At 57.1% G+C, this 26,094-nt stretch carries 20 protein-coding genes; 7 read left to right on the top strand and 13 right to left on the bottom strand.

Annotated features, from left to right (window positions below):
- Positions 1 to 2 precede the first annotated feature (2 nt).
- The 6 genes from ACR0B7_RS11140 to ACR0B7_RS11115 all read right to left on the bottom strand — a co-directional run bounded on the left by ACR0B7_RS11140 (position 3) and on the right by ACR0B7_RS11115 (position 6,983).
- On the bottom strand, positions 3 to 770 hold the full coding sequence (locus ACR0B7_RS11140) for an SDR family oxidoreductase (RefSeq protein WP_170415972.1): 768 nt from the start codon (positions 768 to 770) through the stop codon (positions 3 to 5).
- Positions 770 to 2,479, bottom strand: coding sequence for an IlvD/Edd family dehydratase (locus ACR0B7_RS11135; protein ID WP_170415970.1), 1,710 nt, complete (start codon positions 2,477 to 2,479; stop codon positions 770 to 772). Before ACR0B7_RS11135 ends, ACR0B7_RS11140 begins: the two co-directional genes overlap by 1 nt.
- A gap of 13 nt (positions 2,480 to 2,492) precedes the next feature.
- On the bottom strand, positions 2,493 to 3,833 hold the full coding sequence (gene melA, locus ACR0B7_RS11130) for an alpha-glucosidase/alpha-galactosidase (protein WP_170415968.1): 1,341 nt from the start codon (positions 3,831 to 3,833) through the stop codon (positions 2,493 to 2,495).
- A 22-nt stretch (positions 3,834 to 3,855) separates the two neighbouring features.
- On the bottom strand, positions 3,856 to 4,704 hold the full coding sequence (locus ACR0B7_RS11125; protein WP_170389207.1) for a carbohydrate ABC transporter permease: 849 nt from the start codon (positions 4,702 to 4,704) through the stop codon (positions 3,856 to 3,858).
- Position 4,705: 1 nt separating this feature from the next.
- Positions 4,706 to 5,629, bottom strand: a complete 924-nt coding sequence (locus ACR0B7_RS11120; protein WP_170389206.1) for a carbohydrate ABC transporter permease — start codon at positions 5,627 to 5,629, stop codon at positions 4,706 to 4,708.
- A gap of 94 nt (positions 5,630 to 5,723) precedes the next feature.
- Positions 5,724 to 6,983, bottom strand: coding sequence for an ABC transporter substrate-binding protein (locus tag ACR0B7_RS11115; protein WP_170485895.1), 1,260 nt, complete (start codon positions 6,981 to 6,983; stop codon positions 5,724 to 5,726).
- Between the two features lie 138 nt (positions 6,984 to 7,121).
- On the opposite strand from ACR0B7_RS11115, the gene ACR0B7_RS11110 reads away from it, so the two are divergent.
- The 7 genes from ACR0B7_RS11110 to ACR0B7_RS11080 all read left to right on the top strand — a co-directional run bounded on the left by ACR0B7_RS11110 (position 7,122) and on the right by ACR0B7_RS11080 (position 15,714).
- The gene (locus tag ACR0B7_RS11110; RefSeq protein WP_170415964.1) at positions 7,122 to 7,928 is read left to right on the top strand and encodes an IclR family transcriptional regulator; all 807 of its coding nucleotides are present in this window, start codon (positions 7,122 to 7,124) and stop codon (positions 7,926 to 7,928) included.
- Positions 7,925 to 8,983 (top strand): sn-glycerol-3-phosphate ABC transporter ATP-binding protein UgpC, encoded by a 1,059-nt coding sequence (locus tag ACR0B7_RS11105; RefSeq protein ID WP_170415962.1) that lies wholly within the window; start codon positions 7,925 to 7,927, stop codon positions 8,981 to 8,983. The genes ACR0B7_RS11110 and ACR0B7_RS11105 overlap by 4 nt, the downstream gene beginning before the upstream one ends.
- Positions 8,984 to 9,140: 157 nt before the next feature.
- Positions 9,141 to 10,100: a dihydrodipicolinate synthase family protein gene (locus ACR0B7_RS11100; protein WP_170485894.1), complete on the top strand. Its 960-nt coding sequence runs from the start codon at positions 9,141 to 9,143 to the stop codon at positions 10,098 to 10,100.
- Positions 10,091 to 11,023, top strand: a complete 933-nt coding sequence (locus ACR0B7_RS11095; RefSeq protein ID WP_170415958.1) for a 4-hydroxyproline epimerase — start codon at positions 10,091 to 10,093, stop codon at positions 11,021 to 11,023. The genes ACR0B7_RS11100 and ACR0B7_RS11095 overlap by 10 nt, the downstream gene beginning before the upstream one ends.
- The gene (locus tag ACR0B7_RS11090) at positions 11,020 to 12,258 is read left to right on the top strand and encodes an FAD-dependent oxidoreductase (protein WP_170415957.1); all 1,239 of its coding nucleotides are present in this window, start codon (positions 11,020 to 11,022) and stop codon (positions 12,256 to 12,258) included. The genes ACR0B7_RS11095 and ACR0B7_RS11090 overlap by 4 nt, the downstream gene beginning before the upstream one ends.
- A gap of 9 nt (positions 12,259 to 12,267) precedes the next feature.
- Positions 12,268 to 13,293, top strand: coding sequence for a trans-3-hydroxy-L-proline dehydratase (locus ACR0B7_RS11085; RefSeq protein ID WP_170485893.1), 1,026 nt, complete (start codon positions 12,268 to 12,270; stop codon positions 13,291 to 13,293).
- A 207-nt stretch (positions 13,294 to 13,500) separates the two neighbouring features.
- On the top strand, positions 13,501 to 15,714 hold the full coding sequence (locus ACR0B7_RS11080) for an NADP-dependent isocitrate dehydrogenase (RefSeq protein ID WP_170563298.1): 2,214 nt from the start codon (positions 13,501 to 13,503) through the stop codon (positions 15,712 to 15,714).
- Between the two features lie 165 nt (positions 15,715 to 15,879).
- Here ACR0B7_RS11080 and ACR0B7_RS11075 read toward each other — a convergent pair whose 3' ends face one another.
- The 7 genes from ACR0B7_RS11075 to ACR0B7_RS11045 form a co-directional block, all read right to left on the bottom strand.
- Positions 15,880 to 16,986 (bottom strand): transporter substrate-binding domain-containing protein, encoded by a 1,107-nt coding sequence (locus tag ACR0B7_RS11075; RefSeq protein WP_170389197.1) that lies wholly within the window; start codon positions 16,984 to 16,986, stop codon positions 15,880 to 15,882.
- Positions 16,987 to 17,028: 42 nt separating this feature from the next.
- The gene (locus tag ACR0B7_RS11070) at positions 17,029 to 18,258 is read right to left on the bottom strand and encodes a transporter substrate-binding domain-containing protein (RefSeq protein WP_170415951.1); all 1,230 of its coding nucleotides are present in this window, start codon (positions 18,256 to 18,258) and stop codon (positions 17,029 to 17,031) included.
- Between the two features lie 19 nt (positions 18,259 to 18,277).
- On the bottom strand, positions 18,278 to 19,066 hold the full coding sequence (locus ACR0B7_RS11065; protein ID WP_170415949.1) for a PP2C family protein-serine/threonine phosphatase: 789 nt from the start codon (positions 19,064 to 19,066) through the stop codon (positions 18,278 to 18,280).
- 3 nt (positions 19,067 to 19,069) lie between these two features.
- Complete coding sequence (locus ACR0B7_RS11060) at positions 19,070 to 20,179, bottom strand: FHA domain-containing protein (protein WP_480681473.1); 1,110 nt, start codon at positions 20,177 to 20,179, stop codon at positions 19,070 to 19,072.
- A gap of 101 nt (positions 20,180 to 20,280) precedes the next feature.
- Positions 20,281 to 22,398, bottom strand: coding sequence for a serine/threonine protein kinase (locus tag ACR0B7_RS11055; RefSeq protein WP_170576784.1), 2,118 nt, complete (start codon positions 22,396 to 22,398; stop codon positions 20,281 to 20,283).
- A gap of 337 nt (positions 22,399 to 22,735) precedes the next feature.
- Complete coding sequence (locus ACR0B7_RS11050) at positions 22,736 to 24,022, bottom strand: dynamin family protein (RefSeq protein ID WP_170485890.1); 1,287 nt, start codon at positions 24,020 to 24,022, stop codon at positions 22,736 to 22,738.
- Positions 24,019 to 26,061 (bottom strand): dynamin family protein, encoded by a 2,043-nt coding sequence (locus ACR0B7_RS11045; protein ID WP_170576785.1) that lies wholly within the window; start codon positions 26,059 to 26,061, stop codon positions 24,019 to 24,021. Before ACR0B7_RS11045 ends, ACR0B7_RS11050 begins: the two co-directional genes overlap by 4 nt.
- Positions 26,062 to 26,094 lie beyond the last annotated feature (33 nt).

Raw genomic sequence — 26,094 nt, 5'->3', positions numbered from 1 at the left:
CGCTACCCCGTCACCACTACGCCACCATCGACAACCATGCATTGCCCTGTCATCGCGCGGCTGGTTTGGGACGCCAGAAACAAGGTTGGCGCAATCATGTCTTCTGGCGTCAGGTGTTCCTTGAGGCATTGCCGGTCCATATGCGCGGCCAGATCCTCGGGCGTTGCCCACACGTCCAACTGCTTTTGCGTCAACACCCATCCGGGCGCCAGCGCGTTTACCCTGATGTTCTGCGGGCCCAACTCACGCGCCAGAGAACGGGTCATCCCGGTAATTCCAGCGTTTGAGGTCGTGTAAATTGGATAACCGGCGTTGCCCATCATGTAGCTGATTGAGCTGAAATTGATGATCGACCCGCCCTTGTCCTGCATCTGTCGGGCGGCCTCCTGACAGGCAAAGTAATATGCCTTGAGGTTCACCTCGATCATCCAGTCCCAGAATTCGGTCGTGGTTTCTTCTAAGGAGTGGCGTTTGTCGTTGGCGGCGTTATTCACGAGCACGTTGATTGGGCCGTATTCCTCGGCGGCTTGGTTCATCGTCGCGTGCAGCAACTCGGTATCCGTCATGTCGCCCTGCATGAACAAGGGCGCGCGACCGTGTTTGTCGCGCATCTGCTCGACAAACGCGGCGGCGTCAGAGCGGCCGATAAAGGCAACATTGGCACCCTGAGCCATAAACCCATCGGTCAGCGATGCGCCGACTCCCGATCCGCCACCAGTGATGTAGACAGTGGCCCCGTTCAGGTCGTGAAAAGTGGCAGGTTGGTCCATCAATGACTCTCTCTGGTAACTAAGCGGGTGTCCTTGCCGACAAGGAAATCAAGGTCGGCACCCTGATCGGCCTGCAACACGTGATCAATGTAAAGTTTAGCGTATCCGCGAGTGTAATGCGGGTCGTCCGGTTGCCAGGCTGCGCGGCGCGCGTCCAGTTCATTTTGGTCGACCAACAGCTCTAGCTCGCCTTTGCGGGCGGACACGCGAATACGGTCGCCGGTTTTGACCAGCGCCAGCGTGCCACCCGCCTGTGCTTCGGGACTGACATGCAGAATGACGGTGCCAAAAGCCGTGCCAGACATGCGCGCATCCGAGATACGGATCATGTCGCGTACGCCCTCTTTTACCAATTTGGCAGGGATCGGCATGTTGCCTACTTCGGGCATCCCCGGATAGCCCTTGGGACCGCATCCCTTGAGGACCAGAATGGTCTCGGGTGTCACCGGCAGGTCTTCGCGGTCAATATTGGCTTTCAAGTCTTCGATGTTTTCAAAAACATAGGCTTCTGCCTCGGTCTCCAGCAATTCATCCGTAGCGGCCGAGGGTTTCACAATCGCTCCGTTCGGTGCCAGATTACCGCGAAGTACGCGCAGCCCTGCCGCGGGTTTCACAGGATCATCAAAGCCGTGGATCACATCGCGGTTAAAACATTCCGCCCCTTCGTAATGGGCCGAGATGTCCTTGTTCAGCACGGTTTTCGCGGGTCGCAGAAAGGGTTTGAGTTCATTCAGAACGACCGGCACACCACCGGCGTAGCAGAAATCTTCCATCAGGTATTTGCCCGAGGGCATACAGTTCACCAACAAGGGAATTTCTGACCCGATCTCAAAATCTTTCAGCGACAGATCCACTCCGACACGACCGGCAAGTGCTAACAGGTGCACGACCGCATTGGTCGAACCGCCGACTGCCGCATTGGTCAGGATGGCGTTTTCAAACGCTTCTTTGGTCAGGATGTCCGACGGCTTCAGGTTTTCGTCCACCATCTCGACAATCCGTTTGCCGGTCAGATGCGCCAGCGCCATGCGCCGCGCGTCAACTGCGGGCAGGGCGGCGTTGGTAGGCAGGCTCATCCCCATCGCCTCAACCAATGAGGCCATGGTCGAGGCCGTGCCCATCGTCATGCAGACACCCGCGCTGCGCGACATGCCGGATTCAGCGTTCATGAAATCCTGCAACGTCATCTCTCCGGCGCGCACGGCTTCGGAGAATTTCCAGACATCCGTGCCCGACCCGATGTCCTGCCCCCGATACTTGCCGTTCAGCATCGGGCCAGAGCTGACCACGATGGACGGCAGATCGACCGAGGCCGCACCCATCAACTGCCCCGGCGTGGTCTTGTCGCAGCCGCCCAGCAGGACGACACCATCGATGCCATAAGCGCGGATGGATTCCTCGACATCCATCGCCAGCAGGTTGCGGAACAACATGGCCGTGGGCTTCATCTGCGTCTCGCCCAGCGACATGACGGGGAATTCGACGGGAAATCCTCCGGCTTCCCACACGCCGCGTTTCACGCCCTCGGCCAGATCGCGCAGGCCCGAGTTGCAGGGGGTCAGTTCCGACCATGTGTTGCAGATGCCGATGATGGGGCGGCCATCAAAAGCGTGATCGGGAAAACCCTGGTTCTTCATCCACGAGCGGTGGATGAATCCGTCCTTGTCCAGCTTTCCGTACCAGTGTTCCGAGCGGCGTTTCTTGGTCATAGGATTTGCCCCTTCAAGCAGCTTTGGCGGGCTGGCACCAGTCAGGCAGCCAATCAGCATGGGCGGTCAGAAGGTCGCTGACCATGTTTCGGATTTGTCGGAGGTCCAGTTCGGCGGCGGTATGCGGGTCCATCATCGCAGCGTGATAGATAAACTCCGGGTTTTGTTCGACCAAAGCCCGAACGGTCAGTTCCTGCACGTTGATCTGAGTGCGCATCAGCGCAACCAGTTGCGGCGGTATATCTGCTACGACAGAAGGCTGAACGCCGTTGCTGTCCACGAGGCAAGGGGTCTCAACTGCTGCGCCAAGCGGCAATTGCGGTATCTGTCCTGTATTGGGCAGGTTGCCGTAGGCCACATAGGGTGTGTCCGTGACAATCGCGTTCATCAGGTCGGCGGCAAATTCGTGGCTGCGCTCTACTGTGATGTTACGGCCATCGGTAAGCGTTTTGGCCTGTTCTTTCCAACTGGCGACCTGTTCCTCGCAACGTGTCGGATACTCGTCCAGCGGAATCCCGAACTGGTCAATCAGGTCCTGTCGTCCCTCTTTGATGAACCAAGGGACATACTCGGCCAGATGCTCTGAGCTTTCGGTGCAGAAATAGCCCAAGTGATCCATCACTTCGTATCGCACCTTGTTCGGGCACCGTGGCATCAGCAAAGGGGGCTTTGGCAACCGCCCACTGGCATAGCCCTGACGAAGCGCCGGGTAGAGGTCGCGCCCTTCGTGCTCCAACCGCAAGAAAAAGGCGACGTGGTTTACGCCTGCAACCTTGTATCGGATGTCATGCTTGGGCAGGTCCAGATCATGCGCCAGTTCCTCGACCGTGTTCTGGACCGAATGGCACAGACCCACGTGTTTCAGAGCTGGAAACCGCTCGGCCAGCGCCCAGGTGTTGATCGCCATCGGGTTGACGTATTGCAGCAATGTCGCATTGGGACAAAGCTGCATCATGTCCTGCGCGACGTCCCAAAGCACGGGTACCGTGCGCAGACCACGCATTATGCCTCCGACGCCCAGCGTGTCGGCGATGGTCTGGCGCAGGCCGTATTGTTTCGGGATTTCAAAATCAGTGACCGTGCAGGGTTTGTAGCCGCCCACCTGAAACGCGGTGATCACGAAATCCGCGCCGTCGAGGGCCGCCCGTCGGTCTGTGTGGGTGGTGACCGTCGCGCCCGTTCCGACCGATCGGATCATGGCCTTTGCAACAGTTTCGCTTTCGGCCAGCCGCTCTGCGTCGATGTCCATCAGCGCAAAGTGGCTGTCCGCCAGGGATGGGGTAAGCAGCGCATCGCCCACGATGTTTCGCATGAAAATCGTGGAGCCTGCTCCAACGAATGCAATCTTGGTCATTTTGCAAACCTTTGGTTTGGCGTTATTTTACGGCACCGAGGGTCAGCCCCGCGATGAAGTGTTTCTGCATGAGAAAGAACATGGCGACCGGAGGCAGAGCGGCCACGATCGAACCAGCACTCATTAACTGGTAGGCGGCCCGAAACTGCGCATTGAAACTGGTGATACCTGCAGTGACCGGCTGGCTTTCGGCCCCTTGGGTCAGGACGACGGCCCAGAAATAGTCGTTCCAGATGAAGGTAAAGATAAGCACGCTCAGCGCCGCAATCGCCGGTTTCATCAGTGGCAGGACGACGTACCAGAAGATACGCCATTCGCTGATACCCTCGACCCGGGCTGCTTCGATCAACTCGAACGGAAGGGCGCGGATAAAGTTGCGCATGAACAGGGTGCAAAAGCCTGTTTGGAACGCGATGTGGAACAGGACGAGGCCGGTTTTGGTGTTGTACAGGCCCAGTTGCAGCGTCAGGTCGCGTACCGGAACCATCAGAATCTGGAACGGTACGAAATTGCCCGCCACGAACATGAAGAAAATCCAAAGATTCGATCTGAACTTGTAAATCCCCAGCGCGAACCCGGTCATGCAGCTAAGGGCAACGGCCCCGATCACGGTTGGGATTGTGATCAGGAACGAGTTCAGCAGATACCGCGGCATGTCCGAGTTGAAGAAGACCTGCCCATAGTTGAACGCGCCCTCGAAACTGGAGGGCATGCCCCAGTAGTTCGCATTGGTAAAGTCCGCAGCCGGTTTGACCGAAAACAGGGCGACGGCCAGCAACGGCCCCAGCCACAGCAGAAGGGCAAGCGGCAACATGGCCTGATACGAAATCTGTGCCGCGCGAGATTGTTTTTCGATAGGTTTGGGAAACATCTCAGTGCCCTCTCTCTTCGCGGTACATCGACCACAGGAAATAGGCGATGAAGCAGAGCATGATCAGGAACAGGATCACCGCGATGGCCGCGCCGTACCCCATGCGGAAACCGTATTCGGACAGCGCGACCTCAAACATGTAATAGGCCAGCACACGGGACGAACCGAACGGCCCCCCCTGTGTCATGATTGAGATCAGGTCAAACGACCGCAATGCGCCGATGATTGTAACGACAAAGGCGATGAAGGTGGCCGGGCGCAGTTGCGGCAGGATGATGTGCCACAGCATCCGTCCACCTTTGGCTCCGTCCAGACGTCCGGCCTCGATCTGTTCGGGGTCCACCGCGTTCAGGCCAGTCAGATAGAGGATCATGCAATACGCCGTTTGCGGCCAGAGGCCCGCGACGATGATGCCATAGGTGACGAACCGTTCATCCCCCAGAACATTCAACGGTCCGAGGCCAAAGAAGCCCAGAAATTCGTTCAGAAGCCCGAATGTCGGGTCATAGAACCATGTGAAAACCAGCCCGACGACGACCTGCGAAATCACGAAGGGAAAGAAAAACAAGGATTTGTAAAGCCGGATGCCCCAAACCGTCTGGTTCAGGAATAGCGCGATGAACAGGCCCGCCGGGATGGCCGCCAGATAAAGGAGCAGCCAGATCAGGTTGTTCTTGAGCGATACGAAAAAAGCATCCCGGTCGACCCATTCCCAATACAGGTCTTCGTAGTTGCGAAAGCCGACATATTCGGCCGCGCCAAGCCCGTCCCATTCGTAAAGTGACAAGTTGAAGGACTGAAAGACCGGGATGATCACGTAAACCATAAAGAACAACAGGCCGGGGGCCAGAAACAGCCAAGGCGCGATGCGTTGTTGGTTTCGGTGGAACCAGCTTTCTTGTTCCGGGGTGTCGACAGCGGACATAGGGTATCTCGGGTCTGGTGGGGCGAGGGCGGGCTGATGCCCGCCCTACAATTGAGGGTGACGTAGGCCGGGCTTCAGCCCGGCCCATGCCGGATCAGTTGTCGTAGATACGCTGACGCGCGCGCTCGAGCTTGGCGAGGATCTGGTCGGCGTTGTCAGGTTTTACCATGAATTCTTGGAAACCTTCCATCGACACCTTGGCCATTTCAGCCGGTGCGTCACGGTCCCAGAACTGGGCCACACCGCCGGGGCTGTTTGACGAAAGCATCTCGAAGCCTTGGTTCAGGAATTTGTCGTTGTCGACCGAAGACTTGGCATTGACCGGGAGCTGTCCAAGGTTCGAGCCGTTGTTGATTTCGGTCTGTTCGTCAGCCGAAACAACGAACCGCAGGAATTCCCGCGCGGCTTCTTTGTTGGACGCGTTTGCTGGGATGTGGAACGTATCGGTCGGTGCGTCTTCTGCCAGTTCAACATCGGGGTTGATGGCAACGAACTGGTAGAAGTCGAGTTGATCGTCGCTGAGACCGGCCTCACGCAGCGGTGCGACAGCGAAGTTGCCCATCAGATAGGCGGCAGCTTCACCATTCACCATAAAGGGCAGGGCTTCCTGCCAGCTATAGGTCTGGTGGTTGTCGATGAAAGCGCCCATATCGATCAGCTGTTTCCAGTTCGCGAAAGTCTGTTTGACGCGATCGTCTTCCCAACTGACTTCGCCATTGGCCAGTTGCTGGTGGAAGTCGAAGCCGTTGGTACGCATGTTCAGATAGTCGAACCAGCCACCCGCGGTCCAAAGGAACTTTGTCCCGATCGTATAGCAGGCACGGCCTGAATCGACGATTTTCTGGCAGTTTGCCAGTTCTTCTTCCCAGGTGGTCGGCTCGGACAGGCCCAGCTCATCAAAGATGTCTTTGCGGTAGTAAACGCCCCACTGGTAGTAGGTATAGGGCACGCCCCACTGCTTACCGTCGATGGTCATCGCGCCTTTGGTCGATGCGAGGTTGTCGGCGATCTCGGGCTCGGCCCACAGATCGGACACGTCCTCGAACAGGCCGGCCTCGACATATGGCTTCATTCGGTTGGCTGCATACCAGGTTGCGACGTCCGGCGTGTCCGCGGTTAGAAAGTTGCGGATCTGCGTCTTGTATGCCTCGCGGTCTATGACGGTTGTTTCGATAGCAAGGTCCGGGTGCTGCGCCTGAAACCGCTCGATCATCGCTTCCATCGTCGCGCGTGGCGCCGGGTTCGACGTATCGAGGAAAATTCGCAGTTCACCAGTCAGCTCGGCGGCTGCCGGAACAGCAAGTGCAACGCTCATGGCCAGCGCGGCCGTAGTGCGCTTGTAGATGGAATGCATGGTTTCCTCCCTTAGCTTCCATTCAGTTCCAAATATTGAAACCAAGTTTTATATATTGAAAACTACACATCGAATCGGTTACGCTTGTCAAGACCCTCGTGCCAATGGACGTGGGTAAACGGAGGAGACTGCGCGCCCGTGGCTGGTGACGGAACTATAGGAAAAGCATGTGATGTGCTGGATCAGGTGGCTGCCTTTCAGCGCCCGGTTCGATTCGGAGAGCTGTTGGACACCAGCACTTTCCCCAAGGCAACGCTGTATCGGTTTCTGCAATCCCTGACCAATCAGGGCATGCTGTCATACGATCCCGACCGGCAGACCTATGCGCCGGGGCTGCGATTGGTCAGGCTGGCGCATGCGGCATGGACCCAGAGCTCACTTGCCCCGATTGCGCGGCCCTTTATGGAAGCCCTCAGCCGCGAAACGGGAGAGACCGTGCATCTGGCGCAGATGGATTCGGGGCAGGTGTTGTATGTCGACAAACGGAACGCGACACAGCCGATAGAGATGTTCTCGCAGGCCGGAAAGGTGGGCCCGGCCTATTGTACGGGCGTCGGCAAGGCGATGATGGCCTATCTGGACGATGCGGCGCTGGACAAAGCCTTGTCACAACAAAGTTTTCATCGGTTTACAGAAAAGACCCTTGCATCAGAGGAAGCTCTGAGAGCCGATCTGGAGATGATCCGAGATCGCGGGTACGCGGTCGATGACGAGGAACACGAGCCCGGCATCATCTGCGTTGCCTGCCCCATTCTGACGGCAGGAGGGCGGATGCTGGGGGCAATTTCGGTGACAGGGACCACCGAGCGAATGGATTTTAACCAGTTGGAGACTTGGGTTCCCCGTGTTCGCCGTGTGGCGGATCAGATTGGGGCCGAAGCACAGGCGTGGCGGTTCCCTGAAACCCGCCCGGACGCAGACAATGACAGGATGCAAGCGACATGACGGGTGTGACTCTGAACCAAGCGATTAAGCGCTACGGCGAAACGCAGGTTATTCACGGTATTGATCTACAGATTGAAGACGGCGAGTTTTGCGTGTTCGTCGGGCCTTCGGGTTGCGGCAAGTCCACGTTGCTGCGGATGATCGCGGGGCTGGAGGAGACTTCGGAGGGGCAGATTCACATCGGCGCTCGGGACGTGACCCATGTGGACCCCGCCAAACGTGGTGTTGCGATGGTTTTTCAGACATACGCCCTGTATCCGCATATGTCGGTGGCTGAAAATATGGGTTTCGGCCTTCGGATGAACGGCGTCGCTAAATCTGAAATCGACCAGAAGGTGCAGGAAGCGTCCAGTATCCTGAAGCTGGATCAGTACCTGAAGCGCAAGCCAAAGGCGCTGTCAGGCGGCCAGCGTCAGCGGGTCGCAATCGGTCGCGCGATTGTGCGAGGGCCAGAGGTGTTTCTGTTCGATGAGCCTCTTTCAAACCTGGATGCCGAACTGCGGGTCGAGATGCGCGTTGAAATCGCCCGTCTGCACAATGAAATTGGCGCGACTATGATCTACGTAACCCATGATCAGGTCGAAGCAATGACAATGGCCGACAAGATTGTGGTGCTGCGCGACGGAAGGATCGAACAGGTCGGCGCTCCGATGGATCTGTACCGCGACCCGGACAATCGTTTTGTTGCCGGTTTCATTGGATCTCCGGCGATGAATTTTCTGGAATGCGATGTCGTGGACGGCAGGGTTTCGCATCCCGCGCTGAGTGAACCTTTGGCGCTGAGTGTGACTGTGCCCGCCGAAATGACCAATGTGACTCTGGGCATCCGTCCCGAGCATATCGAGGTTGATCGCACGGGTGAGACCTGCACCGTTGATCTGACGGAGGCTTTGGGTGGGGTCAGTTACTCGTATCTGCTGACACCGAATGGCGACAAATTGATCGTCGAAGAACGCGAAGACCAGCGCAGCAAGCAAGGTGAGCAGATCGGCATTGTCGTTCGCCCCGAGCGCGCCATGCTGTTTGATTCAGGCACTGGTCAACGGCTTCGTTGATCGCAAATTCCAGCTTGGAGCAAGCGCGCCGGTCCATCGATCCGGCGCGTTTTTCTTGATCTGCATTTCTTCTGGATTTTGTATCCAATATCCGATAAGGCGAAACCAAAGGGCCAGATTTCTGCGCCCGAACTCAATTTTTTGGAAGGAAACGCCGATGTCGACCAATGTTTTCACGGGTACCATGCCTGCGTTGATGACCCCCTGTAAGGCCGACCGCACCCCTGATTTTGATGCGCTGGTCCGTAAAGGGCAGCAGATGATCGAAGCAGGAATGTCGGCTGTCGTCTATTGCGGATCAATGGGGGACTGGCCCTTGTTGACAGATGAGCAGCGCATGGAAGGTGTTGAGCGTTTGATTGCAGCGGGGCTGCCCGTGGTTGTTGGAACCGGCGCTATAAATACGAAGTCGGCTGTCGCTCTTGCCGCCCATGCTCAGAAAGTCGGTGCCGTCGGTCTTATGGTCATTCCGCGCGTTCTGTCACGCGGCAGTTCCCCGACCGCTCAGAAGAACCATTTCAAGGCTATCTTGACGGCGGCCCCGGATGTGCCCGCGATTATTTACAACAGCCCTTATTATGGCTTCGCGACGCGGGCGGACTTGTTTTTTGCCCTGCGCGCAGAACATCCCAACCTGATCGGTTTCAAAGAGTTTGGTGGAAAAGATGACCTGCGCTACGCGGCTGAAAACATCACCAGCCAAGACGATCAGGTCACCTTGATGGTCGGTGTCGATACCGAGGTCTACCACGGGTTCGTAAACTGCGGCGCAACCGGTTCGATCACTGGTATTGGAACAGCCTTGCCGCGCGAGGCTTTGTTGTTGGCGGCGTTGTCCAAAAAAGCGGCTCAGGGCAATGCAGAGGCCCGTCAGCGTGGGCAAGAATTGACCGAGGCTATTCATGTTCTCTCAAGCTTTGACGAAGGCCCGGACCTGGTGCTTTATTACAAGCACTTGCTGGTGTTGAACGGTGAAGAAGAATACCGTCTGCACTTCAATGAAACGGACGAGTTGACCGATGCGCAGCGGAATTATTGTGAGCAACAATATGCCCTGTTCGGGTCTTGGTTTGCCGATTGGTCGAAACAGGGCGGGGTGATCGCTGAATGCATGTGATCGACAGCCACACCGGAGGGGAACCAACGCGGGTTATCCTGAGCGGTGCGCCCGATCTGGGGTCCGGCTCTTTGGTAGAGCGCGCTCGTCGGCTGGCGAGCGAACACGAGGAGTTCTATCGGTCGGTTATGCTTGAACCGCGCGGTCAGCCCGCGATGGTCGGGGCTTTGCTGGTCGAGCCGGTGGACCCGACATGTGTTGCCGCCGTGATATTTTTCGATGTGGATGCCGTTCTGGGCATGTGTGGGCATGGCACGATCGGGCTGACAGTGACCCTGGCCCATATGGGGCGGATAGGGATAGGGTCGCACCGGATTGAGACTCCGGCCGGGGTCGTCACCGCCCAGCTTCATGATGCCAACACGGTGACCGTGACAAATATCGAAAGCCGGCGGGTCCATCACAACATTTCAGTTCACGTGCCCAACTATGGGGAAGTAACCGGCGATGTTGCCTACGGGGGAAACTGGTTTTTCATCGTCGATCCCAGCCCGATTCCGGTCCAAACTGGCAATATCGGGCAGCTGACCGATCTGAGTATCGCGATCCGGCAAGCGTCGATTGCGCAGGGGGTCGGTGGCGAAAAGGGCGAGCCAATAGATCACGTGATCTTTCAGGACGCTTCGCCAGACGAGACTATTTACAGCCGGAACTTTGTTCTGTGCCCTGACAACAACTACGACCGTTCCCCCTGCGGCACCGGCAGTTCAGCGCGGTTGGCTTGTTTGGCTGCTGATGGTCTACTGTCTCCGGGAGAGGAAATCACTCAGCAGAGTGTGATTGGAAGCACTTACCAGCTGTCATACCAGCCCGGTTCGGATGGCGGCGTTATCCCTTCGATAACCGGACAGGCTTTCGTTATGGCCGAGTCCAACTTGATCTTTGCTGAAACTGATCCGTTTCGGTTGGGAATTGCGCCATGACTGAACAGGTCGTCGTCATCGGAGCCGGTGTAATCGGCATCACCACTGCGCTTGAATTGCAGCGCCGGGGACATAACGTTCTGGTTCTGGACAGGGATGGAGTCGCTGCTCAAACCTCGGCAGGAAATGCCGGTGCCTTTGCATTTCCCGAAGTCGAGCCGCTGGCGACGCCCGGTATTATGCGAAAAGCGCCAAGGTGGTTGTTGGACCCTTTGGGGCCGTTGTCAGTTCCTCCGGCTTACGCATTGAAAATTGCCCCTTGGATGTTCCGCTTTTGGCGGGCAAGTCAGCCCGGTCGATATGCCGAGTTGCTTAGCGCTCAGGTCAACTTGATGCAGCTGTCCAGCGCGGCATTGGATCGTTTGATACCATCCGTCGATGGCGAAGCGCTGATGCAGCGTGACGGGCAGATGCAGCTCTACGAATCCCAAGATGAATACCGCGCCAGCCTGCCCGCGTGGGAATTGCGCCGTGAATATGGAATCGAGTTCGAGCTGTTGGAAAGCCGGGCCGAGATTGCAGAAAGGCAGCCGGGTCTCAGCCCGCGTTTCACGCATGCCGGATTTACTCCAAACTGGCTGAATGTCGTCGATCCGAAGAAATGGGTCGAGCATCTGGCGCAGGCGTTCCGAGATCGCCAGGGAAGGATCGAGCGGCGCGATATTCGCGCGCTGACCCCGTTGGAAACCGGCGTGCGCATCACGGTGGAGGAGGGTGCCATAGACGCTGCCAAGGTTGTGGTGGCGGCCGGTGCGTGGTCACATCACCTTGCGCAGACGCTAGACGATCACATCCCTCTTGAGACAGAGCGGGGATATAACACGACTCTGCCAGAAGGCGCATTTGACTTGCGGATGCATCTCACGTTTTCTCGCCACGGGTTCGTGGCCAGCCGAATTAACGGCGGTGTACGCGTAGGCGGCGCGGTCGAGTTGGCAGGTTTGAAGCTGCCTCCAAACTTCAAGCGCGCGGACACGTTGCTTAAAAAGGCCGAGGACTTCCTGCCGGGCCTGAAAACCGAAGGCGGCACCCAATGGATGGGTTTTCGACCGTCATTGCCTGACAGTATTCCCGTGATCGGAGTATCGCCCAATTCAGCCGACGTCATCTACGCGTTCGGTCACGGGCACCTTGGGCTGACGCAGTCGGCGGGGACTGCAGAGATTGTCGGTGCGGTTCTGGATGGTCAAAACGCTCCGGTCTCGCTGGCCCCGTATTCGCCAGCGCGGTTTTAAGGAGGGGTAATGCGGAGTGTGAAGACGGTCCACGTCATTTCAGCCCATGCCGAAGGCGAAGTTGGCGACGTAATTGTCGGGGGTGTTCAACCGCCGCCGGGCGACACCTTGTGGGACCAGAGGTCTTTCATCGCGCAAGATCAGACACTGCGGAATTTCGTTCTCAACGAACCGCGCGGTGGAGTCTTTCGTCATGTAAACCTGCTTGTCCCGCCGAAACACCCGGTCGCTGACGCCGCTTTTATCATTATGGAGCCTGAAGACACGCCGCCTATGTCCGGGTCGAATTCGATCTGCGTGGCTACGGTGCTGTTGGATAGTGAGATTATCCCGATGCAGGAACCCGTCACGCATCTGACGTTGGAGGCTCCTGGCGGATTGGTCCATGTGCGTGCCGAGTGTCGGAACGGTAAAGCCGAGCGAATTTTTGTAAGGAACCTTCCCAGCTATGCCGACAAGATCGCAGTACCTCTTGAAGTGCCGGGCATCGGTACTCTGACGGTGGACACCGCATTTGGCGGAGACAGTTTCGTTGTGGTTGATGCGGCTGCTATTGGGTTTGACATTACCGAAGACGCAGCACGCGAAATCGCGCGATTGGGCGTGGCAATAACGAATGCAGCCAACGAACAGATTGGATTCAACCACCCCACAAACAGCGAGTGGAACCACATCTCATTTTGCGCATTTTGCGGCCCGCTTGACACTACGGAAACCGGATTGCGCGGTAAATCCGCAGTGGCCATTCAGCCGGGCAAGGTCGATCGGTCTCCGACCGGAACCGCAGTATCGGCGCGTATGGCGCTGATGGCTGCCAAAGGGGAAATGGTCGTAGGTCAGACATTCGAGGCGATCTCGATCATCGGGTCGCGGTTTTCGGGAAAGATCGTCGAGGCCACCACGATTGGCGACTGCGCGGCGATCGTGCCCGAGATCAGCGGTCGTGGCTGGATTACCGGAACCCATCAGCACATGCTGGACCCTGACGACCCGTGGCCCGGTGGCTATAGGCTGAGCGATACCTGGGGCGCTTAATCTGGGTGCGCCGGGCGGTTTTCCGCAAAACGTGTCAAAATGCGCATCCAGATGCGATTGATCCCAAGCCAAACGTGTTTTAAGGGAAGCCCTGTCAAATCAGAGTCACCGTTGGGGCGGTAGGATAGACGCGCCCCACCCACGCCACGCAAACGTGGCAAACTCTTGGATCGCACGCCCCGAAAGGCTTAAAAAAGGTAAAAGAATATGGCAGATAAATCGAACTTCGACATATTGTATACCATTGTAGACGAAGCGCCCGAACTGGCCAGCGCCTCGTTCCTGCCCATCATTCGCAAGTTCGCCTCGGCCGCGGGCGTCAGTGTTGGCACCAAGGATATTTCATTGGCTGGGCGCATTATCGCGACTTTTCCGGAAAACCTGACCGAGCAACAGCGCATTACCGATGATCTGGCCGCTTTGGGTGAATTGGTGAAGACGCCAGAAGCCAACGTGATCAAACTGCCGAACATCTCGGCGTCGGTACCGCAGTTGGTTGCGGCCGTCGAAGAACTGCAGGCGCAGGGCTACGATATCCCGAACTACCCCGAGGAACCTTCGTCCGACGAAGAAAAAGCGATCCGCGCGCGTTTTGATGCCATCAAAGGCTCGGCCGTGAACCCGGTTCTGCGCGAGGGCAACAGCGACCGCCGCGCCGCGCGTGCTGTGAAGAACTATGCTCAGAAGAATCCGCATTCGATGGGTGAGTGGGCTTCGGACAGCAAGACCAAAGTCTCGTCCATGTCGGGCAATGACTTCTACGCCAATGAGAAATCGGCGACCATCACCGCAGCTCAGGCAGGTGACGCCAAGATCGAATTCGTCGGTAAAGACGGCAGCACCACCGTTCTGAAAGACGGCTGGCCGTTGGCCGAGGGCACCGTGGCCGATGCGACATTCATGTCGGTCAAGGCGCTGTCTTCCTTCCTGGCGGACGCCATTGAAGACACCAAGAACGACGGCACCATGTTCTCGCTGCACATGAAAGCCACGATGATGAAGGTCTCGGACCCGATCATCTTTGGCTATGCGGTCAAGGCGTGGCTGGCTCCGGTCTTTGACAAATTCGGTGCTGAACTGGATGCGCTGGGTGTGAACCCGAACTCGGGTCTGGGTGACCTGCTGGATCGGGTCAAGGACAATGCCGATATCGTGGCCGCCATCGACGCGATCAAGGGCGACCGTCCGTCCATGTATATGGTCGACAGCGATAAAGGCATCACCAACCTGCACGTGCCGTCGGATGTGATCATCGACGCCTCGATGCCTGCGGTGATCCGCGCAGGCGGTAAGGGCTGGGATGAGACAGGCGCCAAGGGCGACACCAACTGCGTGATCCCCGACCGCTGCTATGCGCCCGTCTATGATGAAGCGATCAACTTCTTCAAAGCCAATGGCGCGTTGAACCCGGCCACCGCTGGCGCGGTCGCCAACGTGGGCCTGATGGCGCAGAAGGCTGAAGAATACGGTTCTCACCCGACCACATTTGAAGCGCCTGCCGATGGCACCATCCGCATCGTTCTGGCCAATGGTGAGACGTTGCATGAGCATGCAGTCGAAAAGGGCGATATCTGGCGTTCTTGCACTGTCAAGAAAGCCCCGATCGAGAACTGGATTCAGCTGGCTATAGACCGTCAGCGCCTGACCGGGTCCGAGGCGATCTTCTGGCTGGACGCAAACCGTGCCCATGATGCCGAGCTGATCAAATACGTCAAACCGGCGCTTGAGGCTGCTGGTGTGGCCGACAAGTTCCTGATCATGGCCCCGCGCGAAGCGACGCGCCAGTCGTTGGAGACGATCACGGCGGGCAACGACTCGATCGCGATCACCGGCAACGTGCTGCGTGACTATCTGACCGACCTGTTCCCGATCCTCGAACTGGGCACCTCGGCCAAGATGCTGTCCATCGTCAAGCTGATGAATGGCGGCGGTCTGTTTGAAACAGGTGCTGGTGGGTCTGCCCCGAAACACGTGCAGCAGTTGGTCGAGGAAAACCACCTGCGCTGGGACTCGATGGGTGAGTTCTGTGCTTTGGGTGAATCCCTGAATTTCCTGGCCGACAGCAAAGGCAATGCCAAGGCGGGTGTTCTGGGTGCAGCCGCCGAAGCCGCAACACAGGGTATTCTGGACCACAACCGCTCACCCAGCCGCAAAGTGGGTCAGCCGGACAACCGTGACAGTCACTACTGGTTCGCCCGCTATTGGGCCGAAGCGCTGGCCGCGCAATCCGGCGACGCGGCGCTGGCGGCTGAATTTGCGCCTCTGGCCAAAGAGCTTGCGGATAAGGAAGAACAGATCCTGTCCGAACTGGCGTCGGCTCAGGGTGTGGCTGCCGATCTTGGCGGCTACTACCACACTGATCCCGCCAAGGCCGCAGCGGTCATGCGTCCCAGCGCGACATTGAATGCGCTTATTGGTTGATCAACAGCGTCCGAACCGAAAGGCTAGGGCGCCAGAAATAAGACAGGGGCCGACTCTTTGAGTCGGCCCTTTTTTGTTGGCGATTCAGATAGAACTCGCCCGGCTTGCAAAAAATAAGGGGCCAGTTCGACAACTGGCCCCAAATCAACTGGTTTGGTCGTTGTATCAGTTCGATGCTGCGTTCAGTTTTTCATTCTGCTCGCGCAGTGTGTCCGAGATGATCGCATACCATTCGCCGGATTCACGCATTTCGTTCAGACCCTTATTCATCATCGCGACGTATTCACGAGCAAAGGGATTAGTGCGGTGCGCGAGGAAGCTCATCGACGACAAGGTGGAAACATAGGGGTTTTCAACTATGTCGGCCGAGGTCAAACCCATGTCTTTCATGGTCGCGGCGAACAGTTCAACCTCAAACGCGGCAACGTCCGCAGTGCCCGTCAATACAGCGTCAAGGCATTCACGCGCCGTGTTGGGTTGAACGACGGTGGTATTTGTCCGGTTCAGACCGATTTCTTCAAGAACAACCATGCTCCAGCCTGCCATGCGGCAAATGGTTGAGCCTTCAAGGTCTTTGAAGGTTGTTGCGTTCGTGTATTCGCTTTCCGGCAATGTGTAAAAGCCGCCAACAACGTCATAAACTGGAACGGAGGCGACGAACTGTGTGCACCGGGCTTCGGTTTCAGCCGACCACTCATAAGTGCGGTTGGTGCAGTCCGGAATGGTCCACGCGATCGAGATGTCAAATGCGCCGAGCGGAAGCAGAGTGTCCAGATGCGAGCCCCAGTCATCCACAAAGCTGACCGAGAAGTCACGGCTGTTGCCTGCACGCTGCAGGCTTGTTGTGGCCAGACGGGTCATGATCCCGCCGCCGCTGAGGGATTCACTTGTAAAGGGTTCCCATCCGTTGCCGGCGACCAACTTGATCGGCGGAGCATAGACGTTCGAGCGCTTGATGCTTGCGGCACGCTTTTCTTCCGCCGCGATCACTTCTTGTGCGCTCTGACCATTCGGCAGGCTGCCGTCTTCACAGGGCAGGGCCAGAACAAGTCCGGGCTCAAGCGCGTTGGGGTTGGTGATCGCATTCCGGTTGGCGTTAAAGATCGGCTGATAGTTCGAGGTGCCGTAGGCTGCGATGGCGATTGTTGCCATCGTGTCGCCATCGGCAACCGTGTAGTTGCTGCAGGCTTCCTGCGCGGCGGCAGCTCCGGCGCTTAGGACCGTGACGGTGGTGGCCGACAGCGCGACCTTTTTCAGATTAGAATTGAACATCCACTTTCTCCAGACTGTATAAGTGTGCGGCCGTTGGGGGGCTTAGCCATTTTCCATTTGATGACGCAGAGCGGTTGAGACGATGTCGCGCCACTCTCCTGATTGCTGCATGATCGCTAGACCCTGGTTGAGCGTCTCAAGGATCGCTTCCCCATCCGGATTATCTTTGTGGGTCATGACGTTAAGCGACTTGATCGCCGCCAGGTTGGGGTTTTCGATAATGCGGTGCTCGTATCCAAGGCGGCCGATTGCTTCGACGGCCAGGTGTGCTTCGATGGCGACGATGTCAGCGGTTCCGTCCATCAATGCGCGGAAGCAGTCATCTGGTGAAACCGGTCGCATAAGCGAGATTGCAGGCTCGTACAGGCCGACCGAATCCATATGTGAAAGGGACCATCCTTCGGGGCGGCAGATCGTAGTGCCCGCAAAGTCGGCATAAGTCAGCGTCTGTTCATAACCAGACCCTTCCCGCGCAAAGAATGTGTCCACAACTTCATAGAACGGGTTTGAAAAATTGTAAGTTTCGCACCGCTCACGGTCATTTTCAGACAGCGAAGCGGTCTCTTCGCAATTCGGACGTGACCAGGGGAAGGTTGCATCGAAGGCCAGTGTCGGCATCAGCAGATCAAGATGCGAGGACCAGTCATTGACGAACTGAATCTTGTACCCTTGTTCGGGTGCGGCGCGCAGCATCGCGGTTTCCACGAGATTTGTGTACAGGCCGCGATTAGGCAGATTTTCGTCAGTGAAGGGCGCGTAGTTGCCCCCTGTGATCAGCAACAACTGCCGGTCGCGTATACCCGGACGCTCGGTCGTGTCGGCATTTCGGATCAGTGCCGCAGCCTCTGTGCGTGCGGCCTCGATTTCCTCTCTGGCCTCTGCCTTGGCGGCTAAAGCAGCGTCTTCGCTGGCTTTCTTGGCTTCTGCAATTGCCTTGGCAGCACGGTCCTCGGCAGCCTTGACCAGTTCAGCCGCCATTTCAGTGGCCATCGCCTCGGCCTCTGTCTGTGGAAGCTGCGTCGCGCGGCCGATGTCTTCGAGGCAGGGCAACGTCAGAACGTCACCAACACGGATGACGTTCGGGTTTTTCCCGATCACATCGCGGTTGGCGTCATAGATGATGCGAAAGTCTTCGGTGGAATAGACTTCTATGGTGAGTTCGCGCAGGCTGTCGCCACGCTGGATTTCATAGGTCGAGCATGCCTCTTGCGCTGAGGCGGCGCCCGCTACGGCAGCAAGTGCCAGGCTGGATATGATCAGATGGGGTCTCATTGGTCCTGTCGCTTTGCCTTCATTCATTTATTGTGAGTTTCACGACACCGATTGACACATTGTCCTGGTCGGGATCGTTTTTGGCCCTTAGCGCCTGAAACAGCGCGTCGGCTATATCTCGGGCAAGTGCATCAGTATTGGCTTCGAGAATGGCTTGAATTTCCAAGTCACCGAGGTATTGCAGCCCGTCGCTGCCTGCGATCAGAATATCCGTTCCTGTCAAGCTCAGCGGGGTTTCGGGGCAGTCCACCTTTGGAATGGCCGCGCCCATGATGACCGACGTCAGTTGATTGCGGTCAGGGTGCGACCTGGCCTCGTCCTCGGTCAAAATACCCTGGGCGAGTTGAGCGTCTATGACCGGCGCCATCGAGTGATCCTCGTTGACCTGTTTTAAGGCTCCGTCGCGGAACAGATACAGCGGGCTGTCACCGATCGAGATCCAGAACACACGCTGGGCCAACAGCAGGACGCCCAACAGCGTCGATCCCATTTTCAGGCCGCCGCCCTGTTCTTCACAGTGGTTTTCGACCGCGGCGTTGGCCAGCATTGCCGCCACTGGTAGCGCGTCGATCAATGCGTTCTCGGACGGTGTAGCTTGCTCCAGTTCGGGGTCCAGAGCGTCACGCCAAGCCTTGATGACCAGATTGGACGCGACCTCTCCGGCGGCGTGACCGCCCATGCCGTCCGCGACGACGATGTATGCGGCGTCTGCTGCATCGAACATACGAGCAGCAACGGCATCTTCCTGTGTGTCGCGCTGACCCTGATCGAGGATCAACGCAATGTCATATGCCGGGCTCGCCAGCATCTATCAGGAATCCCGCCAGTCAAAGCCGTCATCGCAGAAGGCTGTGAATCGGATCGAGGTTTCGCTGATGCGGATCAGATCGCCACTGGCCAGCGCTACGGTGCTCAGAACCGGCTTGCCGTTCAGGCGAACCAAATTGGCTTTGCCGCCATGACCCAGATAACATTTGCGATCTTCGGGGTCATAGGCGATCACCGCATGATTGCTGCGGGAAATACCGGTATCGCCAAAGTCGAGTTGGATAGCCTGATCGTCGTTGCGCCCGATCTGCATCAGACCTTCGGACAGTGTGATGCTGGTGCCGCGGCCCGGACCCGCCGTTACCACGAGCCAACCAACCGGGAAAGTCTGCTGGGCAGACTCTGTCTTGTCGATGGGTTCCGTAGTCTCGATCAAATCCTGAACATGTGTATCTGCGCGTTCAAATCCCAGGAAAGTCGTTTTGACCCGACCGCGACGATCCGAGGCCGCCGGTGCAGGGGCTGGAGCTGCTACGACGTCTTCTGCCGTGTCCGCTGCAGGTGCTTCATCCTGAATAGGAGGGTCTTCGGCAACGACTTCGACAACCTGCTGTTCCGGCGTGGCGTCGAACACAACGACCTCTGGTTCTTCCTCTGGCTCGTCGCTCGCTACGTGCAGCGTAACGACCGGCTCGGAATCGGTGTCTTCCGACTCTTGAGGCTCGTCAGAGGTTTCCTGAATTTCCGCGATGACCTCTGTCATCACAATTTCATCCTCGGCTTCAAGTTTTTCCGAGTCTTCGTCCTGCTGTTCGGGGAACTCTGGCATTTCTTCTTCGGGCAGCAGTTCGTCTGATTCCTCGTAGCTTTCGGAACTCGACATATTGCCGCCTGCAAGCGCCTCGCGCAGAGCGTTGAAATCCGCGATCGGCTCGGGTTTCTCGGCTTCGGTTTCCGTGTCCTGTGCCGCTACGTCTTCGGCTTCGGTTTCTTTTGGTTTGCCGGCACCTTCTAGAAGCCGGCTGAGAGGGCTTTTGTATTTGAACATGGTGACGACACCTTTGTTTTGGCCACAGGACTTCTGTCCCATGGGGCTGCTACTCACCTCTGCGCGGAACCGCGCAACGGCACTGATGATAAAAACCAAAGTCACTCTTACTTTCCGCGACGGGCCGGTCCCCGTCAGGATGCGCGGGTTTTGGGGCGCATCCCTCAGCAAAAACACACTGGCAGACTACAAATGAACCGGTCAGATCACTCCTGCGCTAACTGCATGATGGCATCCGCCTCGGCACCGTTTCGCAACACAGTCAAACGGGCCTGCGGGTGGTTTTCGGACACGAGGGCTTCCATGACAGCGTCCAGTGTTTCTGGTCCGTCAAGCCTGATACCGGTCTGTGTCTCCGACAGCAAAATGTCGCCAGCTCGCAAACTGCCTGATGACGTGGACGGAACGGTTTCGGCGACGGTTGTCCAGCCTTCGCCCTTTGAATTGCGGATCGTGAACCCGTATCCGTTTTTCAGACCGACCATGCGCATCGCTGGCAGGGCCAGCAATCCGTTCTTTGCGCGTGTTTCGCCCAATGGACGGTATCGAGCTGTAACGCGAATATAACCGTCAGGGTCCACATTCAGGTCACGAAGAACCTGCGAGGCAAAGCTGGCGTCGGCCTGCACCGGATTGCCGTTTAGGGTGTAGATCGCGGCACCACGTTGAACCCACTCGCCGATCACGGACATGTCCTGCGCACTATCTACGCCAGTGATCGCGATCACGTTGCCAGTAGAAGCCCTGCGTTTTGAGGTTTGAAACGGTATTTCAACGTCCCAGTGGGAAAACGCGACCTGCGTTTCACTCAGTTCGACCGCCTCGGAGGTTGCAGGTGCCTGCGATGGGGTGTCGGCTGCTGAGGTTTCGACCTCTTGTGTAGCTGCCGGTTGGTCCAGGGTCTGCTCGATAGGCTCTGGCTCTGTTGCTACCTGCTTGGGCGTTACTTCTGGGGCGCTTTCGGTTGGCACATCGTCCTGTTCAGACACTGCCTCGTTTGCACTTTCGGCAACGTCGGCCGTTGGTGCCAGTAAGGTTTCATCGTCCTGTGTGGTCGCAGCTTCCTTGCCAGCCGTCAGGAAAAAACCACCGGCGGCCAGTGCCGCGACGAGGATCGCCGTGCCCGCGACCAACTTGCCGCTGCCGCCCGAACCGCTTTTGACGACTGTATCTATGGCGACTGGAGGTTCTTCCTTTGGGGCGAACTGCGCGAGTTCTTCTTCTTTTTTGTCTTCGTTGCCCAGTGCAATGTCCGGGTTCCCCGCCAGCAGTGCGGTTACGACGGCTTCTGCGTTTTCGCTTTCGGCTTTGATCCGTGCTTTTTCGGCGGCTTCGTCCTTGCGATCCATCGCGACGATGACTGAAACCGGGCGGTAGGCGAACGTGTCGAACATCACACCCGGCCCGCGGAACATGCGCAACCAGTCCAGCGCGCTTTGAACGCGGTCCGTCGCGTGTACTTCCATTGCTTTGTCGATCGCCTCGAGGAAGCCTTCAGGATAACCCTTGAACCGGCCTGTCAGGGGCTTATATGGGTCGTCCTGACTGTTGTTGAACGCGTTCAGTCGGGTCTGGCCGTCAATGGGGCGTTCGCCACTGATGGCGTGATACAGCGTGGCAGCAAGGACATACAGGTCGCTGCTGGGATCTTGTTCCGCGCCTCGAACGTAAAACTCATGAGGCGAATACCCGTCCTTGATCACCCGCAGGGTCAGAAGGGCCGCGGACTGGTTCGCGGCCTGTTCCCGGGCCGCGCCAAAGTCGATCAACTCGGGCTCACCGTTTTCGTCGATCAGGATGTTGTCTGGTGAGATATCGCGGTGCAACATGCCGCTTTGGTGGATGAAGGACACCGCCGACAGCATCTTTTCGGTAACCTGGACGATGAAATCTGGGCCTGCGTCATTGTCGGGGTTTTCAACATAGTCCAACAAATCGCACCCTTGGATGAAATCCATGGCGATATAGGCTGTGTTGTTGTCTTCAAAGACCTGATGCACATCCACAATGTTGGGATGTACCAATCGAGCGTGATTGCGGGCTTCCTGAATGAAAAGCTCGATAATAGACCGCAGGTCGTTTTCGTAGCCGGGTTCAACAGGTTCGACGAGATCCCCATTACGGTGACACAAGGCGCCGGGGTAGCACTCTTTGATCACCACGTCCCGCTCGAGGCTGTCACGAGCCAGATACGTGATCCCGAAACCACCATTGCTGAGAAAGCGCAGGATTTCATACTGTCCGCGCAAGAGCTTGGCGCCCGGTTGAAGTCCTTCTATTTTCGGTTCGTCGTGCGTTGCGCCGACAGCCTGGTTGTGGCTCATTTCTTCCCGCCCGTTCTAATCGTTTTGCGGTTCATTCAACGGGGCAAACTGCCCAACTACTCACAACCAAACACAACCGCAGGACACTAAAGAACGTTAGACGTTTCAAATTTGACTTTATTGGGGCCGCCTCATGGCTTCACTGAGAACTGATTTTGGCGATCAACTAGATGAGGTATAGGGCGTCACGGTTGCCACTACATGTTGGTTGTGGGGATGTTAAAAGCGCGGACTGAGTACCAATTTCTCGTGGATTGGTCGTTGATTCCGAAACAATAGCGACTCGATTCCATTGCGCTCGAATCGCTGCCGTGACGCTCAATTTAGGCGTGAAAAATCAGGTTCCGGTTTTCGACTTTAGGGCTTCAACCCGGCTGCCGGCCCAAGCGAGGTTGTCGCTCAGTTGCGCCAGAATACTGATCGCATCCTTCAAGGGTGCATCGCCGCTTTCAAATTGCAGCAAGAGCAACAGGTCCGTGGCCTTTTCAAACTCGCCGGGAATCCAATCGGCATCTGGATTGATCTCGCCTGATTGTTCCAGCCGTTCGGCGAAATCTTCGACAATCTCCTGGCAACTGCTCAGAAACGCGGAAGGCTCAATATCAGAGTTTTCGCGCAGGTCTTCATAGATGCTTGCAATCGCTGCCAGCCAATCTTCAAGAATTGGGTTCTCCAGCGGAGGCATCGAGGCTTCAAGTGCCGTATGCATCGGCGAAATCTCGGGCCGGTCAGAAGCGGGTTCGGACAACTCCAACGAATCCAGATAGGGCTGAAAGTCGCGGTCTATCTCAGTTCGTGCGGCTTCTAAGTCTGACAATCGGCGGTTTGATGCGATCTTCAGCACCTGCTCGGCCAGGTTTTGGCCCCCGCAGGTTTCCCACAGATCAAAATCAGGCTCAGGTTCCTGCGCCATTGCCCGAACCGCGACCGGGGTTCCGATTGGCACCACCGAACGGAACATTCCGTCCTTTTCCTTGTCCAGACGTGCCAGTACCCGGTCCATGGCTTCTTGGACAGGTGGCAAGTCGGCGTGGGTGACGGCCAAAAGGCTGTTGTCGCGCAACTTCTGTGGAACTTGTGACCACAGGTGGCGTTCTGTCTCGCGCCAGGCATTCGCGCCGTTTGTGCACCAGATCGCGCAGTCGACAAACTCTAGCAAATCAAGTGTTGGCTTGTAGGATTCGTCCAGCGCCCCGGTGCCCGGCAAATCAAACAATGAAATCTCTTGAAGGGCCGGAGTGTTCAGTCCGACTGAGATAAAGTCAGGATTGTCGGCCGCTGCTTTTTCAAGTGCGATACCGGAATAAACCTTGGGTTCCTTGCCCCACCATCCAACCGTGGTCTCAGGCGCTTCGGCATAAGCGACTATCACCAGCGGCAGTTTCAAGTGCTGGGGACCTGTCGGCAAAATATCGGCCCCGGCCAGCATATTGGCCAGGCTGGACTTACCTGCGCCAAATTCGCCTGCAAAGCCGATATTGACCGAATTCGACAGCCGCTCTGCATGTCCCAGTGCGCGCGCGCGCATGTCGTCCAGCACCGGGTCTGAAGGAAGATTTTCAGTGGTGCTCAGAAAGCGTTCCAGCTTTCGGACTTCCTGCTGGGTTCCAGGAAATTCGATCATTCTGCGGCCTCGGGTAAATTATTGAGTGAGGGGTCAGAGCCAAAAATGGCGTCCAGTTCGTCTGTAACACGTTGAGCGTTGTCGAACGCCTCTTGTGCTTCGGCCCGTGCGTTGGTCTCGCCAGTACCGGACCGGTGTTCAAGGTGGCCGGCCAACAACGCCAGATAGTGATCCAGCACTGTATTCAGCCTTTCCATCAAGTCCCCACGGGCAGTGTCCACAAGATCGTCGCCAATCATCTCGAACTCTTGCACGATCATCTGTTCAGCACGCGAAACAACACTCTTTCGCGATATCAGGCGCGATAGCCAGGTGACTCGCAACTCAACGGTGATACCGCGTGTCAAAGCGGTGGTGTCCGGGCGGAACCACCTGACAGCGCTGGTGTTCATCCGGTTATCAGTTGTGTCCTGCCATCCGGGCAATGAGCGCAAAGCAGCATTGCTTTGCATATCAATGGCATAAAGCTCGCTGAGCATTCGTTGACGCACAACCTGTGTCGCGCCTTGAACAAGCTCTCGCATGCGGTCGCGCAGGGGGCCAAAATTCAATTCCGTCTCGCCGCCCTTGGCCAGCAAGGGCGAAGAACCGCTTGGTCCACGCACAACGTCTGAAACTGCTTCGGCTACGGTGTCGTCCATTACCCCTCGCAGGTTGGCAAGGACTTCATCCATATCGTTGACGATTCCTGCGGTCTTGTCTCTGACCAGCGTGCGCAGCCGCGCAAGTGTCTTGTCATTCTCTGACCCACTGTCCGGCGTGTTCGCGCTTTCGCTTTCGATGGCGCGCAGATGTGCCTGGGTCCGCTCAAGTTCGCCTTGCGCAAAGCTGTGAAGGTGCTGCCAGGCCATGTGAAGATGCTCGTTGCGCGGACCATCGTTCAGGGCGCGGGTCACATACCCGCGCAAATCAGGAAGACCCGAAGCGATCATGGCCGCAAAACGCAAGACACCTTCGCGGCTGATAGGACCAGGACCTTTTTTGATTTCTTCAACGCCGTCCAGATACTGTTTCATCAGCTCGGGATGTGCACGCAGCCATGCAAGTATCTGGTCGTGGTTCACTCCGGTTTCGTCACCTGTCAGCGCATAGTGAGCCCACTGTGCGCTGCCCATGAGAACATCGATGTCCGAGTTTCCAAGTGCCTTTTCCAAACCGTCCATCACATCGGTACGCACCTTGGCAGCGTCATCCGCGCCCTCGCCCAGCTCGTCTACGCGGTTGATAAAGACCACGATCTGACCCAGTTCCAGTGCCTGCATCAATCGGAACAGTTTCAGATCAGCCCGCGACAGCGCTTGATGCGCAGACAGCACGACAACAAAGAAATCAGATTCCTTTAGGTATTGGCGAGAGATCTCTTCGCGGATCAGCAGCGGATCGTTTACGCCCGGCGTATCCGTGACGGTCACCGGAAACGGGAAGTGACCGATATCAAAATACACTTCGGCCTTGCGGGTGATGTCACTATACAGACCGCGATCCGACCCAGGATCAAGCGTGCCGTCCTCTGACGGCTCATCGCCCGCGCATACATAGCGCGCCAGATCGTCCGAAGTCAGCTTTTCAAGGTCGTGATGTTGCCCCAGCAGGTGTTTGTAGCTTTCACCCAGGCGCAGCTTGGCGCGGGTTTTCATCGCATCGACCTGTTCTTCTATCATCTCGCGCTTGTAGCTGTCCTCGTCATCCGGGAACATGTTGCGCAACTCTTCGCCCTCAGCGATGAGCGATTGCCACTGGCGATTGTCGAAGAAATGGAACTCGGCACCGTCTGTTCGACCTGACGGGTGCCCAAAATGCATATCCGTGATCACGGTTGTCCACGGGTTTACGTCTGACGGAAGGTATCCGGCCTGCGCCGTGAAGCCATTGATCAAGCGAGATTTTCCGGCCTTGATTTGGCCCACAAACGCGATGGACGGTTTCAGGTTGGAAAGATCGCTGACTATACGAGAAATGAACTGCCGGGTCTCATCGTTGCTGACCCGGTGCATTTCTTCGGCGATACGTATCAACTCACGTCGTTGATTTTCACTCATAACTCTTACCCTGGTGAATCCTAGTTAAGGAAA

This window comes from Ruegeria sp. BB6, assembly GCF_056539385.1.
Note: the sequence above shows the minus strand (reverse complement) of the source record. Positions and strands in the feature narration are given on the sequence as shown.